The sequence below is a fragment of the Grimontia sp. SpTr1 genome, from assembly GCF_947387585.1.
GTDB classification, from domain to species: domain Bacteria; phylum Pseudomonadota; class Gammaproteobacteria; order Enterobacterales; family Vibrionaceae; genus Enterovibrio; species Enterovibrio indicus.
Map to the genome: position 1 here is coordinate 39,092 of NZ_CANDOD010000017.1, position 15,454 is coordinate 54,545.

The following is a 15,454-nucleotide window of genomic DNA, read 5'->3' on the forward strand; positions in this document are numbered from 1 at the left end:
AAACCTGAACAAGGAACATTAATGAAAGGAAGCGTAGAAGCAGTTCTGTTTGATTTGGATGGCACCTTACTGGATACCGCACCCGATATGGCCAACGCCGCAAACTGTGTTTTGAAAGATCACGGACTCCCTCCTCTTTCTGAAAGCCAAATTCAGGCCAATACCAGTCACGGTGCCAGAGGCCTACTTCGCACGGGCTTTGGCGATGCGCTGCAAGGAAAAGACCTCGACCAACTGCGACTTTCCTTTCTCGAGCACTATGCAGAAAATATTTGTACCACAACCACACTATATAGTGGTGTGGTTGAACTACTGGAACAACTCACCGAGAGACAAATCCCTTGGGGCATTATGACCAACAAGCCGGGGTTTCTCACTGGAATGCTCCTTCCCTACTTCCCGTTACTCTTACAGGCCAGAACCATCGTCTGTGCCGACACGACACCCCATGCAAAACCCCACCCTGCTCCTCTGCTACATGGTGCTTCGATTCTGGCTATCAATCCCGAGAAATGCCTATATGTTGGGGACATACAAAATGACATCGTTGCCGCCAAGGCTGCAAACATGATGTCTGCTGTCGCCGCTTGGGGATATATCGGCGAGACCGATCAGCCAACCGAATGGGAGGCCGATCAGATTTTTAACACACCTGTAGAAATTCTGTCATTATTCTGATCCCAATCACATAGCACCAGAACAGAAAATAACCACTTTTCAGCACCTTAAATGGATGCATTGATGGGCGTTCCAATCAAGGATAATATTTTTTTTTATTTCATTTCGTACCGTAAAAATCGTTGATTTTTTCTATACCATTGCCTTACTTGGGATAAAACAGTGAGTAAGCACTAACATAACAATTCCCATCCCCAAGATATCCACAGACACCTGTCTCAGGGGGAACTTGCATTATCTCCGCCTCACCACTATCTTGTTACTCAAGTCGAGCGTAGACCCTATATATAGTGTTTTGATGACTACGCCATAAGTTTAATATTGATCACAAATCATCCTTGCAATTTGTGAAATTTTGCAAAAACAGGTCTTCAGGCAGGGAAATACCGGGAACAAGATAAATGAACCAACAAATTACCGTCCAAAAGCGCAGTGGTGTTAAGGAAAACATAGATCTCGACAAAATCCACCGCGTCATCACCTGGGCCGCTGAAGGCCTCGACAATGTCTCTGTATCACAAGTCGAACTCCGTTCTCACATTCAATTTTACGACGGTATCAAAACTGAAGACATTCATGAAACCATCATCAAAGCGGCTGCCGATCTGATCTCTGAAGAGACCCCAGACTACCAGTATCTGGCTGCCCGCTTAGCGGTTTTCCACTTGCGCAAGAAGGCTTACGGCCAATTCGAGCCACCAACACTTCTTAATCATGTCAGCAAAATGGTTGATATGGGCAAGTATGATAAGCACCTGCTTGAAGACTACACTGCCGAAGAATTGAACATTCTGGATAGCTATATTGATCACTGGCGCGATATGAACTTTTCATATGCTGCGGTGAAACAGCTGGAAGGTAAATACTTGGTACAAAACCGTGTTACTGGTGAAATCTACGAAAGTGCACAGTTTTTGTACATTATGGTTGCAGCATGTCTATTTGCTAACTACCCGAAAGAGACCCGTCTCGACTACATCCGTCGCTTCTATGACGCGGTATCTCTGTTCAAGATTTCTCTGCCTACACCAATTATGTCTGGTGTGCGTACCCCAACCCGTCAGTTCAGCTCATGTGTACTGATTGAGTGTGATGACAGTCTGGATTCTATCAACGCAACGGCGAGTGCGATTGTTCGCTACGTGAGTCAGCGTGCCGGTATCGGCATCAACGCTGGTCGTATCCGTGCACTGGGTAGCCCAATCCGCGGCGGCGAGGCTTTCCACACTGGTTGTATTCCTTTCTACAAATACTTCCAGACAGCGGTGAAGTGTTGTTCACAAGGTGGTGTGCGTGGTGGTGCAGCGACCCTGTTCTACCCAATGTGGCACCGTGAAGTAGAAAGCCTGCTGGTTCTGAAGAATAACCGTGGTGTTGAAGAGAACCGTGTTCGCCATATGGACTACGGTGTTCAAATCAACAAACTGATGTACACCCGCCTGATCAAGGGCGAGAGCATTTCTCTGTTCTCACCATCAGATGTACCGGGACTTTACGACGCGTTCTTTGCAGACCAAGAAGAATTTGAACGCCTGTACGTTCAGTACGAGAACGACCCATCCATCAAGCGTGAAACCCGTAAAGCGGTAGAGCTGTTCTCGCTGATGATGCAAGAGCGTGCCTCAACAGGTCGTATCTACATTCAGAACGTGGATCACTGTAATACTCACAGCCCGTTTGACCCTCAGGTTGCGCCGATCCGTCAGTCTAACCTGTGTCTGGAAATCGCGCTGCCAACCAAACCACTGACCAACGTTGAAGACGATCAGGGTGAGATTGCACTGTGTACGCTGTCTGCATTCAACCTGGGTGCAATTAAAGAGCTGGACGAGCTGGAAGAACTGGCTGACCTGACTATCCGTGCTCTGGACTCACTGCTGGATTACCAGGATTATCCGCTACCAGCAGCGCGTAAAGCGACCATGAACCGCCGTACACTGGGTGTAGGCGTGATCAACTTTGCTTACTATCTGGCGAAAAATGGCGTGCGTTACTCTGACGGCAGTGCAAACGGCCTGACTCACCGTACGTTCGAAGCGATTCAGTACTACCTGTTGAAAGCGTCTGTTGGTCTGGCGAAAGAGCAAGGCGCATGTCCTTCGTTTAACGAAACCAACTACGCGAAAGGCTTGTTGCCAATCGATACTTACAAGCGTGACCTAGATGCGATCTGCGATGAGCCATTGCACTATGACTGGGATGCGCTTCGCTCAGAGATCATGGAGCACGGTCTGCGTAACTCAACGCTGTCAGCGCTGATGCCTTCAGAGACGTCTTCGCAAATCTCTAACGCAACCAACGGGATCGAACCACCACGCGGTTACGTATCAGTGAAAGCGTCTAAAGATGGCATCCTCAAGCAAGTGGTTCCTGAGTACGACAAGTACAAAGACAACTACGAGCTGCTTTGGAACATTGAATCAAACGACGGTTACCTGCAATTGGTTGGTCTGATGCAGAAGTTCGTAGATCAGGCAATCTCTGCCAACACCAACTACGACCCAAGCAAACAGGCTGGTGGCAAGGTACCAATGAAGCTGCTTCTCAAAGATCTGCTTTCTGCCTATAAGCTCGGTGTGAAAACCCTGTACTATCACAACACCCGTGACGGTGCAGACGATGCGCAGAAAGATCTCGCAGCACAAGATGATGATTGCGCAGGCGGCGCTTGCAAAATCTAAGTAAAGAATTTGGAGGGAGCATTAGCTCCCTCTTTGAAGTTTCAACCTGATTGGTAAATTTACGGCAATGGCTTACAGCACTTTTTCTAAAGAAAACAATAACGCACTCAAAGAACCAATGTTCTTTGGTCAGCCGGTTAACGTTGCTCGCTACGACCAGCAAAAATATGAAATTTTCGAGAAGCTGATTGAGAAGCAGCTTTCCTTCTTCTGGCGCCCCGAAGAAGTCGATGTCTCCAGTGACCGCATCGACTACAACAAGCTGCCGGAGCATGAGAAACACATCTTCATCAGCAACCTGAAATACCAAACGCTGCTGGATTCAATCCAAGGCCGCAGCCCGAATGTGGCACTGTTGCCGCTGGTTTCTATTCCAGAACTGGAAACCTGGATTGAGACCTGGTCTTTCTCAGAGACCATTCACTCGCGTTCTTACACCCACATCATCCGTAACATCGTGACCAACCCGGCACTGGTGTTTGATGACATTGTGGTGAACGAGCACATCATCAAGCGAGCGAATGACATCGCGGGTTACTACGATGACCTGATTAAAGCCACCAGCGATTACCATCGTTTAGGCGAGGGTGAACACACGGTTAACGGCGAAACTGTTGTCGTGTCTCTGCGCGAGTTGAAGAAAAAACTGTATGTCTGCCTGATGTCAGTTAACGCACTGGAAGCCATTCGTTTCTACGTAAGCTTTGCCTGTTCGTTTGCTTTCGCAGAGCGCGAGCTGATGGAAGGTAACGCCAAGATCATCAAACTGATTGCCCGTGATGAAGCACTCCACCTGACCAGCACCCAGCATATGCTGAATATTCTGCGTTCCGGTGACGACGACCCGGAAATGGCGGAGATTGCTAAAGAATGTGAGCAAACTTGTTTTGACCTGTTCAAAGATGCGGCAGAGCAAGAAAAAGAGTGGGCAGAATACCTATTCAAAGACGGCTCAATGATTGGCCTGAACAAAGACATTCTGTGCCAGTACGTGGAATACATTACGAATCTGCGTATGGCAGCTGTTGGCCTTAAACCTGCTTACCAAGGCGCGAGCCAGAACCCTATTCCTTGGATCAATGCTTGGTTGTCTTCTGACAACGTTCAGGTTGCTCCACAGGAAGCAGAAATCAGTTCTTACCTGGTTGGCCAAATCGACAACGACGTTGATATCGACGATCTGGGTGATTTCGAACTATGAGCCGAATCGCTATTACAGTGAACGGACAAACGCTGGTGGGCAACACCCACCAGCCTCTGCTTGAGCAACTCGAGCAAGCAGGTCTGCAGCCCGAATTCCAATGCAGGAATGGTGTTTGTGGAGCCTGTCGCTGCAAGTTAGATAAAGGCAATGTTGCTCAGGAAGACGCGATGGCATACCTCGCCGCCGGTGAGATCCTGACGTGCCGCTCGACCCCCAGTGAAGATGTCTCACTGGAATTCGATTACCAAGTTTCTTTTGTAGCAAAAAAAGCCGCGAACCTCTGACTCGGTCGCGGCCTTCTTTTTCCTCTTACAGTCAAACCTCCTGAATACCTGCCTCGCGGGATGCTATTTCACATCACACACAGCAATATCTGAAGGCAGTGAATCTTGGTTGGTATATACCTTAGTGAAATCAGACAACCTTGCTACCTTAGATGACGCAAACCTGCCCCATTTACTGGCATCCGCCAACAACCAAGTTTCCCGAGAATTCGCAATAATGGCTTTAGATATTTCCGCCTCAATGGGCTCATGCTCCATAGCAAAATGACTACCGGTGACCGAGCCGCAACCGACAATGCCGATGTCAGCTTCGAAATCTTCAAAGAACCTCAAAACACTTTGCCCAACCACATCCTGATGCTGGCTTCTCACTAACCCACCTGCTAAGAAAACATCCACATTGGGGTTTCCCTGAAGCACCTTCTCGACCTCAAGGTTGTTTGTCACAATACGCAGTTTCTCGTATTGCGCCAAACATTGCGCAATGTAAGCCATAGACGTGCCTATTCCCAAAAACACAGTAGAGCCTTCAGGAATATGGCTTGCTAGCTTCTTCGCCAGTCTTTGTTTTATCTCAGACTCAAGCTGAAAACGAAACTGGTAGGTCGTGTTCGTCAAAATAGCAGGAAGGCTAACGCCACCATGAACCCGGCGCGCCAATCCCTGCTCAGAAAGGCAGTTCACATCGCGCCGAATAGTTTGGGTGGTGATTGAGAACATCTCTGCCAGTTCTTCAATCTGCACATTCCCATTGGCTTTTAGATAATCGAGGATTTGTCTTTGTCTAGGTGTCATAGAAATCGTCCCCACTATCATCAAAAGTCCATTTATGGCGAAAATATCTCTGGGTCATCCGTAATGATGTGAGTGACCCCTTTATTAAGAAAGTCTTGTACCCTTCCAGCATCATTTAAGGTCCATATATTTAGCTGGTAGCCCTTTTTTGTAATGGCCTCTGCCAATTCGCCCGTCAGAGTACGTTGGTCACAATGAATGCTGAATAGCTCTAAGTCCTCAATGTCACAAAGAAAGTCTGGTGAACTTTGGTCTGTGATAAGTCCCACCCGATAGTCCGGCAGCATCTCGGCACAACACTTTATAGCCGCCAAGGAAAAGCTTGATAATAAAAGCTGATCTACAGGGAACTGGGTTTCCTTCACTACCTCTGCGACCTTTTCAACCAACAAGGCTACATCTGTCTCTTCGTAACACTTTATCTCGAGATTGACGCCCATCCCCCTTTTTCCGCAGAGTGTAAGCGTCTGGTGTAATGTTGGAATGCATTCATCACGGAACTGTTCGTTGAACCATGCGCCCGCATCTAACAACGTCAGTTGCTCAAGCGAAAAGCTATCCAATCGACCTTTTCCGTCTGTACATCTGTCGACTGTTTCATCGTGAAACAATACCGGCACATCGTCAGCGGTAAGCTGGGTGTCCAATTCTACCCAATTCAGGCCACTGTCCGCTGCCGCATTGATCCCAGCTAAGGTATTTTCGGGTGCGATGGCTGCCACACCTCGATGACCAATTATCATTTTCCCTTCCATAAGATGTTCATTTGAAATTACTAGTACTCACACGCCACAAAACCAAGAATGCACAGCGTATACCTGAAGACTCAAGCTAACAAAAAGCGAGCTGTTAACATGATCACAACATTCGAACGAACATAAAGATGTTCATTTGAAACATTCTCGTAATACCGTATCGTTATTCGAGCGACCTCACAATAATTACAGAAACGCTATTACATAAAGCCAAAGTGCACTTGGTAAAAAAATGGACCTCACTAAGAACTAAAGGCAACAGAATGAAAAAATTACTCCTTGGAACTGTACTTTCCCTATCAGCGATCTTCGGCATGGCCTCGAATGCCCTAGCTGCAGATAAAGTGAACATCAACATGAGCCTTGTGTTTCAGCAAAATGAACTGCTGACACAAGAATTGATTAAAGTCGCGGACAAGATTCGTGAACGTACAGACGGCAGCGTCAATATCAAAGTCTTCCCTGGCGGTCAGCTTCCTGTTTACAAAGACAACCTTGAGCAGGTAGTAAACGGCGCGAACTGGATTGCGGTAGAAGATCTGAGCTACCTCGGTGACTACGTGCCAGATTTCGCAGCGCTGGCTGGCCCTATGCTTTACAACAATTACGATGAATATCTGGCGCTGATGAAATCAGATTACGTAGCCGATCTGACTGCACAGGTTGAGAAGAAAGGTATCAAGGTACTGAATGCCGATTACATCTTTGGCTTCCGTCATATGATCACCAATAAAGAGATCAAAACACCGGAAGACATGAAAGGCATGCGCATCCGTGTTCCTGGTAGCCAACTGTTTATCAGCACACTGCAATCAATGGGTGCAGCACCTGCAGCTCTCCCATTCCCAGAAACTTATGCCGGTGTTCAGCAGGGTGTTGTAGATGGTTTGGAAGGTTCAATCCTGACTATGTACTCAACAAAAATCTATGAAGTTGCTAAAAACATGTCTAAGACAGGCCACTTCCTGGGCACCGTTGGTCTTTATATCTCGCCAAGCGTTTGGGATAAGCTTTCTGAAGAACAGCAAAACATCGTAATGGAAGAGATCGTCGCGGGTGCGGAATCTAACACTGAGCAACTGATTAAACTCGACGAAGAGTACACTCAGAAGCTGAAAGAACAAGGCGTGACTTTCAACGATGTTGACACGGCTGCGTTCAACAAGCTGACCGCGGAAGTTTACAACCAGTTCCCTACCTGGAGCGAAGGCGTTCACGCGACCATTAACGCGGAGCTGGAGAAAATCCGCGCATCAAAATAAACACCTTTTAGCGCCCCGCTTTCTCTAGGGGCTGTTGACCTTTGGTGATGATTTTTGCAGCAGTTTGTGGGGATTTTATGCAAGGCGGAGGCTTCGATGTGTAGCTGGCCTACATGAGAAGCTGATAACGCAGCAGAAATTCCCCACAAGCGCTGCCCGAAGGGTTCTGCTCTAAGCGTTTTAAGCTTTGTTGAGGTGTACTTGCTTAGAATGACTAGGCGGCACACACCTCGCCGCGCCTAAAACGCTTATAGCGAGAACAAAACTTAACCACCAAAGGTCAACAGCCCCTAATGGGGAGTTTTTCTATGTGTTGGAGTTGTAATGCGATTTATATACAACTTAGAGGAAATCCTTGCCTCTATAGCGATTTCTATCACTGTTCTGGTAGTCATCATCAACGTTTTCTTGCGCTACGGTCTCGGCTTCGTCGTGCCATGGAGTGAGGAGCTTTCCGTGATTTGCTTTACCTGGGCGGTCTACTTTGGGATCAGCTCTTGCTACAAGCACAAGCTACATATGGGTGTTGATGTCATTCTGAGTTTTATCCCTGCGTCAGGGCAGCGATATTTTCGCCTGATGATCTCTTTCTTTCTCTTGGCGCTCAACATTCTGATGGCTTACCTGAGCTTCAACTACACCATGCTCTCAACGAAAGTGACCCCCGTCATGGGCATGTCATATTTCACTATCAACGGGGTGTTGGTTGTGTGTTTTTCATTAATGGCGATTCATACGGTTCGGTTCATCCTCGACGACCTCAAGCCATCTGAACCTTCTAACGAAGCGCAGTAGGTGAATGCAGTGGATATCTATATACCTATCATACTTCTTTTTGTTTTATTCCTTTTAAACATCCCCATTGCGTTCTCTTTAATAGCGTCAGCAATGGTGTACTTCCTGTTTATCAATGACTCTTTGCCCGTCAGCCTGGTGATGCAGCGTTTTATTTCCAGCGTGTCGTCATTCCCCCTTTTGGCCATACCCTTTTTCATTATGGTCGGTTCAATCATGAACTATTCGGGAATAAGCCGGAACTTGCTTGCCTTTGCTGACTCTCTGATTGGTCATAAAACCGGTGGTTTAGCGCATGTTAACGTCATGCTGAGTACCCTTATGGGTGGCATTTCAGGCTCTGCAAATGCTGACGCTGCCATGCAGTCAAAGATACTGGCTCCTGAGATGACGAAACGAGGCTACGACGTGGCGTTTACTGCCGCTGTCACTGCTACTTCATCCAGCATCAGCCCAGTCATCCCACCAGGCATCAACCTCATCATCTTCGCGCTGCTCGCGAACGTATCTGTGCATTCGATGTTTATTGCCGGATATGTGCCCGCATTCTTGATGGCAGCGTCACTGATGATCACCATCGCTTTCATCGCCAAAAAGCGTAACTACAAGCCTTCCCGTGAAAAGCCTGCCTCAGCAAAAGAGCGCTTTCATTATTTCGGGAAAGCCATACCTGCGCTGCTGATCCCATTCGGTATCATTCTGGGTATGCGCTTTGGCCTGTTTACGCCAACAGAAGCCGGGGCGATTGCGGTGTTGTTATGTACCATCATTGGCCTGCTGATCTATCGCGAGCTTAAACCTCAGCACTTTGTGCAGATCTTGCGGGAAACCATTCAAGGCACCAGCAGCGTCATGTTTATCATCGTGGGTGCATTGGTCTTCGGTTACTACATGACTCTGGAACAAATTCCCCAGAACGTTGCATCCATGTTGATTGGTCTTACCGATAACAAGTATGCGCTACTGCTGATCATCAACGTTCTTCTGCTCGTTGTCGGTATGTTCATTGAAGGCGGTGCGGCGATGATCATTCTGACGCCGCTGCTGCTACCAGCTGTGCTGAACCTCGGCATCAACCCTGTACACTTCGGTATCGTGGTTATCGTGAACATTATGATTGGTGGTGTCACGCCGCCGTTTGGTTCCATGATGTTTACCGTTTGCTCGATACTCAGGGTAAGAATGGTCGACTTTGTGCGTGAAGCAGCACCTCTGCTGGGCGCATTGTTCGCTGTGTTGATGTTACTGACTTTCTCCGAAGGGCTAGTCATGTTCTTACCGAACTTGTTTAACTAATTCTCCTCACTCTAAAGTGCGCTTTCTAGTAGGCGCACTTTATTCTCCGCTCACAGATATGTCACCTTCAGGACTTCTCTCCGGCTTATCTCATATTTCAGTCACTTCATAGAAATATGCAATCCAATACTGAAACAGGTCTCAACGTGTAAGGCGCAACTAGGATTTTCCATACCGTTGAAAACTCAATCAGGACTGCAATAAAAACCCTTATAAGGAGCAGACAATGGGATTGCACTTCACCAACAAACAAGACCCTGAAATAGAAGACATTTACGAAGAGGCCCTCTCTCAAACCCAGCTTCCCAAGTATTCCCTTCCCCAACAAAGCCAATCACCAGAGCTGATTGCCCAGCTGTTGAAAGATGAGTTGTTGATGGATGGCAACGCGCGCCAGAATTTGGCGACGTTCTGCTCGACCTGGATGGAGCCCAGTGTTCACGATTTGATGGATGTCTGTATCGACAAAAACATGATCGATAAAGATGAATATCCCCAAACCGCGGAAATCGAGGCCCGCTGTGTTCATATCCTCGCCAAGCTTTGGAACAGCCCGGAGAGTGACACAACGGTCGGCTGTTCAACCACTGGCTCTTCAGAAGCAGCCATGCTGGGTGGCCTCGCCATGAAATGGAACTGGCGAGCGAAACGCGAGGCACAGGGAAAGCCCGCCGATAAACCCAATATTGTTTGTGGACCCGTGCAAATTTGTTGGCACAAATTCGCCCGTTACTTCGATGTGGAAATGCGCGAAATTCCGCTTGATGGTGACGAAGTCTGCATGAACCCAGACAAACTCTCAGAATATGTCGATGAAAACACCATCGGTGTGGTTCCGACTCTTGGGGTGACTTACACCTGTGTATTCGAGCCAGTAGAGACCATTTCCAAAAAGCTGGATGAGCTCCAAGCGGAAACCGGGCTCGACATTCCTATTCACGTTGACGGCGCTTCAGGCGGTTTTATCGCACCTTTCGTAAGCCCTGAATTGAAATGGGATTTCAGGTTGCCCCGCGTGGTTTCCATCAACAGTTCTGGTCACAAATATGGCCTCGCGCCCCTCGGCGTTGGCTGGGTAGTATGGCGTGATAAGCAGCATCTTCCCGAAGACTTGGTGTTCAACGTGGATTACCTCGGTGGGAACATGCCGACCTTCGCGCTTAACTTCTCTCGTCCTGGTGGACAAATCGTGGCGCAATACTACAACTTCCTCCGTCTTGGCTTTGATGGCTATAAGGGCATTCAGACGACGTGTCTGAATACCGCTCAGTGGCTTGCAGATGAGATCGCTAAGATTGGACCCTTCGATCTTTTCTACGACGGACGGGGAGGTTTGCCAGCCCTAAGCTACAGCCTAAAAGAAGGCGATTGGGGATTTACCCTCTATGACCTCTCTGACCGAATGCGAATGCGAGGCTGGCAAATTGCTTCTTATCCTCTTCCTGGCAATCGTCAGGACACTGTCATTCAACGCATTATGATCCGACATGGCGTCAGCAAAGACATGGTTGCTTTGCTACTGGAAGATCTGAAGCGCTGCGTTGACTACTTCAAGCAATTCCCACAAGTCCACTCTGGTGCGACTTCTACTTTCCACCACGGCTGATCTTTGTCTTACAGCTCTTTACATCATCCACTGTCAGGCCAGAGCTGGCCTGACAGGTAAAGGACTATCCAAATGAATAACAAAAAAGATTCTTCAGTTGGCGCAAAAGAAGTAGGAAAAATCAGCGTCGTTACCTTCGCGATCATGAATATTGTGGCCGTAGTCAGCCTCAGAGGGCTGCCTGCCGAAGCCGAGTATGGACTGAGCTCAGTGTTCTTCTATGTCTTCGCTGCGGCTTTCTTTCTGGTGCCTGTCTCGTTGGTCGCGGCTGAGCTCGCTACAGGCTGGCCAGAAAAAGGCGGTATATTCCGCTGGGTTGGTGAAGCCTTTGGGCCAAAGCTCGCCTTTATGGCGATGTTCTTGCTCTTCGTTCAGGTATGCGTTTGGTTCCCCACGGCATTGACGTTTGGTGCTGTTTCGCTGGCCTTTATCGGGCCCGACCAAACCTTCGATGCTGCCCTGTCTGAAAACAAATTCTTCGTTTTGGCTATCGTGCTCGCGATTTACTGGTTCGCAACCTTTGTCGCTTTCCGCGGGGTAGCGGCCTTTACGTTGCTGTCTAAATGGGGGGGTATCATTGGTACCATTATTCCCGCCATTATCCTGATACTGCTTGGCTTTGCCTTTCTGTTCAGCGGAGAAAAAATCCAGATTGAGCTGGCATGGAAAGACTTGGTGCCTGACCTTTCCAACTTCAACAATGTGGTGCTGGCTGCCAGTATTTTCCTTTTTTATGCAGGGATGGAGATGAACGCCATCCACGTTAAAGATTTGGATAACCCTACCCGCTCTTATCCCCTTGCCATTGGTATGGCGGCATTGGGTACTGTGGTGATCTTTGTGCTTGGCACTCTCGCCATCGCCTTTGTGATCCCAAGTGCAGACATCAACCTGACCCAAAGTCTGTTGGTGGCCTACTTCGATATGTTCAAATGGGCGGGACTGGGTTTCCTCGGTCCGATTATGGCGATTTGCCTCGCCATTGGCGTGCTGGCTGGCATTGTCACCTGGGTTGCAGGCCCATCCACTGGTTTGCTTGAAGTCGCCAAGGCGGGTTATATGCCAATGTTCTGGCAGCACACTAACAAGAACGGCATGGCGACCCACATTCTCTTGGTGCAAGGCATCATTGTGAGTTTCCTTGCCGTTACCTTCGTGGTTCTGCCGTCGGTAGAAGCCGCTTACCAAATCCTGAGTCAGCTAGCCGCGGTTATCTACCTTACTCTGTATATGCTAATGTTCTCAGCGGCGATTTACCTGCGCTTTAGTCAACCTAATCGCCCACGCCCATATCGTGTACCAGGAGGAAAGAAAGGCTTGTATGTGTTTGCCGGAGTGGGTTTTACCAGCTCGGCGATTGCCTTCGCGTTCAGCTTTATCCCACCCAGTCAGATTGCCGTGGGTAGCCCAACAACCTTTATTTCTATCCTTGTTGGCCTCAGTCTGGTGTTCGCCATTATTCCTTTTCTGATATATGCCGCGAGGAAACCGCACTGGCGGAGTGAAAACTCAGACTTTGCGCCATTTACATGGCAGGTAGAGGGTGTGCATCCCGGCATTGAAAATCATTCAGACCGTCACACGGAATCTGTCACCGAAATGCACCGAGAAGGGAAAGGAGACGCACAATGAATCATCTCCCTTCTGCCAGCGAGCTTCAGGCTTTGGTTAACGATACTTACCATCAGTTTCGCGATCTCCCAGGTGGTGAGAATGCCAGTTACATTCCTTATCTCGCTTCAGTTCCTTCAGAATTGGCAGCATTAGTCGTGGTCACGGCTGATGGTGACGTTTATCAAGCTGGCGACAGTGACTTCGACTTTGCCATTGAATCCATATCTAAAGTGGTGACGCTGGCTTTGCTGATGGAAGATGTAGGCTCCGAAACGGTTAGAGAAAAGATTGGAGCTGAACCTACCGGCCTTCCATTCAATTCCGTCTTGGCTCTGTGTGAACATCAGGACAAGCCTCTCTCTCCGTTGGTCAATGCAGGTGCAATGGCCAGTGTCAGCTTGTTGAAAGCAGATAATCCAGAACAAAGGTGGCAACGCATTCTGGACATGCAACGTCGAATCACCGCAGGAAACGTGACACTGTCAGAGGAAATCAACCAGTCGGAGCAGACAACAAACTTCCACAACCGTGGCATTGCATGGCTGCTATACGCCGCAGGGAACTGTTTCTGCGACCCAATGGAAGCTTGCGAGGTTTACACCAGACAGTGCTCCACACTCGTGACGTGTAAAGATCTGGCTGTGCTGGCCGCCACATTTGCGAACAAGGGCGTCAACCCAGTGTCTGGCGAACAGGTTATGTCTCGAGATAATGTGGCTCCTTTGCTCGCAGAGATGACCATGGAAGGTTTGTATGACTACTCCGGTGACTGGGCGTTTGAAGTGGGTCTTCCCGGCAAAAGTGGCGTGGGTGGTGGATTGCTTGCCGTCGCTCCGGGGAAATGTGGCATCGCGGCATTTTCTCCGCCCTTGGATGAATCCGGCAACAGTGTGCGCGGGCAGAAGATGATTGCGGAACTCGCGAAAGCACTCAATCTAAATATCTACCGATAGCCTCGAAAGGTGAGCAGAAAAATGGCCTGATTATCAGGCCATTTTTTCATTACTCAGGGTCTTCTACTTCCTCGACGGGAATATGAAGCGATTCCAACGTCACGAGAGAGGCAATCTCTGGGAACATGTTTTGACCGGTTAGATAACGCCTCAACAGGTCGAGCAACATGGTGCTGCAGTAAATCCGAAAGTTCTCCGGTGTCTGGTTGCGACGCGGCTTCACGATCACTCCCCAATCACCTTCCTGAGACGACAAACCAAGCGCCACTCTACCCGCTTCGAGATTTCCGCAGGCAAGACCAATATTGGCACCTGCATTTTCGCGGGAAGCTGCTGCCATGGCGAGCACTGCGGCCAGCGGATTGTAATCCCCGTCTGCAGTCAGTGTAGATTCACTCAACACCCAAGACTGGACAAGTGCTTGGCGTGTATCGTCATCTTGGTTCAGCCAATTGGTGAGATAACCACCGGAAAATTTCTCGGCAACCGCAAGCTTGAGGCCCGACTCTTCAAGCAATACGCCGACCGATTCCAACATGGGGAGGTTATCCCCCACCATCAAATCGCCAAGAACGTTTCTTATACCATCCGCCACCAGCGAGATTTCAGAATGTTGGCGAGGAGAGAACACTTTCACCTCGATAAAAGGCAAGGCGGAGCGGTATCCCAGCTCGAAACCTTCTGGCAACGCTAAAGACTCAAATTTGTCATTCAGAAGAGATTCTGAAAATCCAAACGTGTAGAAACGGTTAATTTCCCTGCGGTAAGTATTTGGAAAGCGTTCTTGGAGCCTAGGCAGGATTTCATTGTCGAACATCTGCTTAAATTCACTTGGCACGCCTGGCGTGAAGAAGAACAAACAGTCATTGAGTTTGGCGGCGAAGCCACAAGCGCTACCAACCGGGTTGTCCACCAGTTCACTACCTTCCGGCAGCATCGCCTGTTTGATGTTACTTTTAGGCATCGTCTTACCGTTCTTTTCAAAACGGCTTTTAAGCTCCGACAACCAATGACTGTTGAGTTCCAGATCGACATCCATCGCCATTGCCATGGCTTCTGTGGTCAAATCATCCGTGGTTGGCCCAAGACCACCATTGACGATCACCACATCTGACACCTGACTGCACCTGACGAGTTCAATGGCGATGTCATCCAGAGCATCCCCCACCGTCACACGACGGTGCATGGCGAACCCTTCTTCAAAGCAGCGTCTCGACAGCCAGGCTGCATTGGTATCGGTGATGTCTCCGTGAAGCACTTCCTCACCAGTGCTGAGCATTGCAACTCGAAGTTTGCTGTGTTCCACCGATATCTCCTTGTTCGGACTGTATTAATACTCAAACGTTATCAGGAAGCCCGTTCAAGCACAAAAAATACTCACCTGATGCGACTCAAATTCAACCTACTTTCACAGCAAGAGATACCCCAGCACAATCGTAAATAAAAAATTACACCAATCGTACTTAAATGATTACATATAACTTTACAGCAAAACATAACTCTATATTCTGGCTGGGTTACAGCAGTATTC

At 48.6% G+C, this 15,454-nt stretch carries 13 protein-coding genes; 10 read left to right on the plus strand and 3 right to left on the minus strand.

Annotated elements, in window-relative coordinates:
- The first annotated feature begins 21 nt into the window (after nt 1-21).
- The 4 genes from QL223_RS20245 to QL223_RS20260 all read left to right on the plus strand — a co-directional run bounded on the left by QL223_RS20245 (nt 22) and on the right by QL223_RS20260 (nt 4,847).
- Nucleotides 22-678 (plus strand): HAD-IA family hydrolase, encoded by a 657-nt coding sequence (locus tag QL223_RS20245; RefSeq protein WP_046304067.1) that lies wholly within the window; start codon nt 22-24, stop codon nt 676-678.
- Nucleotides 679-1,079: 401 nt separating this feature from the next.
- A complete protein-coding gene (nrdA, locus tag QL223_RS20250; protein ID WP_002539228.1) occupies nt 1,080-3,359 on the plus strand; it encodes a class 1a ribonucleoside-diphosphate reductase subunit alpha in 2,280 nt (759 codons plus the stop codon).
- 67 nt (nt 3,360-3,426) lie between these two features.
- A complete protein-coding gene (gene nrdB / locus QL223_RS20255; protein WP_002539226.1) occupies nt 3,427-4,560 on the plus strand; it encodes a class Ia ribonucleoside-diphosphate reductase subunit beta in 1,134 nt (377 codons plus the stop codon).
- The gene (locus QL223_RS20260) at nt 4,557-4,847 is read left to right on the plus strand and encodes a 2Fe-2S iron-sulfur cluster-binding protein (RefSeq protein ID WP_002539225.1); all 291 of its coding nucleotides are present in this window, start codon (nt 4,557-4,559) and stop codon (nt 4,845-4,847) included. The genes nrdB and QL223_RS20260 overlap by 4 nt, the downstream gene beginning before the upstream one ends.
- Nucleotides 4,848-4,910: 63 nt before the next feature.
- On the opposite strand, the gene QL223_RS20265 is transcribed toward QL223_RS20260, so the two are convergent.
- Together QL223_RS20265 and QL223_RS20270 are read right to left on the minus strand one after the other, a co-directional pair.
- Nucleotides 4,911-5,648 (minus strand): DeoR/GlpR family DNA-binding transcription regulator, encoded by a 738-nt coding sequence (locus tag QL223_RS20265; protein ID WP_039850109.1) that lies wholly within the window; start codon nt 5,646-5,648, stop codon nt 4,911-4,913.
- A gap of 26 nt (nt 5,649-5,674) precedes the next feature.
- On the minus strand, nt 5,675-6,397 hold the full coding sequence (locus QL223_RS20270; protein ID WP_002539221.1) for a glycerophosphodiester phosphodiesterase family protein: 723 nt from the start codon (nt 6,395-6,397) through the stop codon (nt 5,675-5,677).
- A gap of 263 nt (nt 6,398-6,660) precedes the next feature.
- On the opposite strand from QL223_RS20270, the gene QL223_RS20275 reads away from it, so the two are divergent.
- From QL223_RS20275 to glsA, 6 genes are all read left to right on the plus strand, one after another.
- On the plus strand, nt 6,661-7,659 hold the full coding sequence (locus tag QL223_RS20275) for a TRAP transporter substrate-binding protein (protein ID WP_002539219.1): 999 nt from the start codon (nt 6,661-6,663) through the stop codon (nt 7,657-7,659).
- A 324-nt stretch (nt 7,660-7,983) separates the two neighbouring features.
- Nucleotides 7,984-8,454 (plus strand): TRAP transporter small permease, encoded by a 471-nt coding sequence (locus tag QL223_RS20280; RefSeq protein ID WP_002539218.1) that lies wholly within the window; start codon nt 7,984-7,986, stop codon nt 8,452-8,454.
- Between the two features lie 9 nt (nt 8,455-8,463).
- Nucleotides 8,464-9,750 (plus strand): TRAP transporter large permease, encoded by a 1,287-nt coding sequence (locus QL223_RS20285; protein ID WP_192815509.1) that lies wholly within the window; start codon nt 8,464-8,466, stop codon nt 9,748-9,750.
- 226 nt (nt 9,751-9,976) lie between these two features.
- On the plus strand, nt 9,977-11,356 hold the full coding sequence (locus QL223_RS20290; RefSeq protein ID WP_281545772.1) for a glutamate decarboxylase: 1,380 nt from the start codon (nt 9,977-9,979) through the stop codon (nt 11,354-11,356).
- 72 nt (nt 11,357-11,428) lie between these two features.
- Nucleotides 11,429-12,988 (plus strand): putative glutamine/gamma-aminobutyrate antiporter GadC, encoded by a 1,560-nt coding sequence (gene gadC / locus QL223_RS20295; protein WP_281545773.1) that lies wholly within the window; start codon nt 11,429-11,431, stop codon nt 12,986-12,988.
- Complete coding sequence (gene glsA, locus QL223_RS20300) at nt 12,985-13,923, plus strand: glutaminase A (RefSeq protein WP_281545774.1); 939 nt, start codon at nt 12,985-12,987, stop codon at nt 13,921-13,923. Before gadC ends, glsA begins: the two co-directional genes overlap by 4 nt.
- 49 nt (nt 13,924-13,972) lie before the next feature.
- On the opposite strand, the gene QL223_RS20305 is transcribed toward glsA, so the two are convergent.
- Entirely contained in the window at nt 13,973-15,229 is a 1,257-nt protein-coding gene (locus QL223_RS20305; RefSeq protein ID WP_281545775.1) for a CinA family nicotinamide mononucleotide deamidase-related protein, read from the minus strand.
- Nucleotides 15,230-15,454 lie beyond the last annotated feature (225 nt).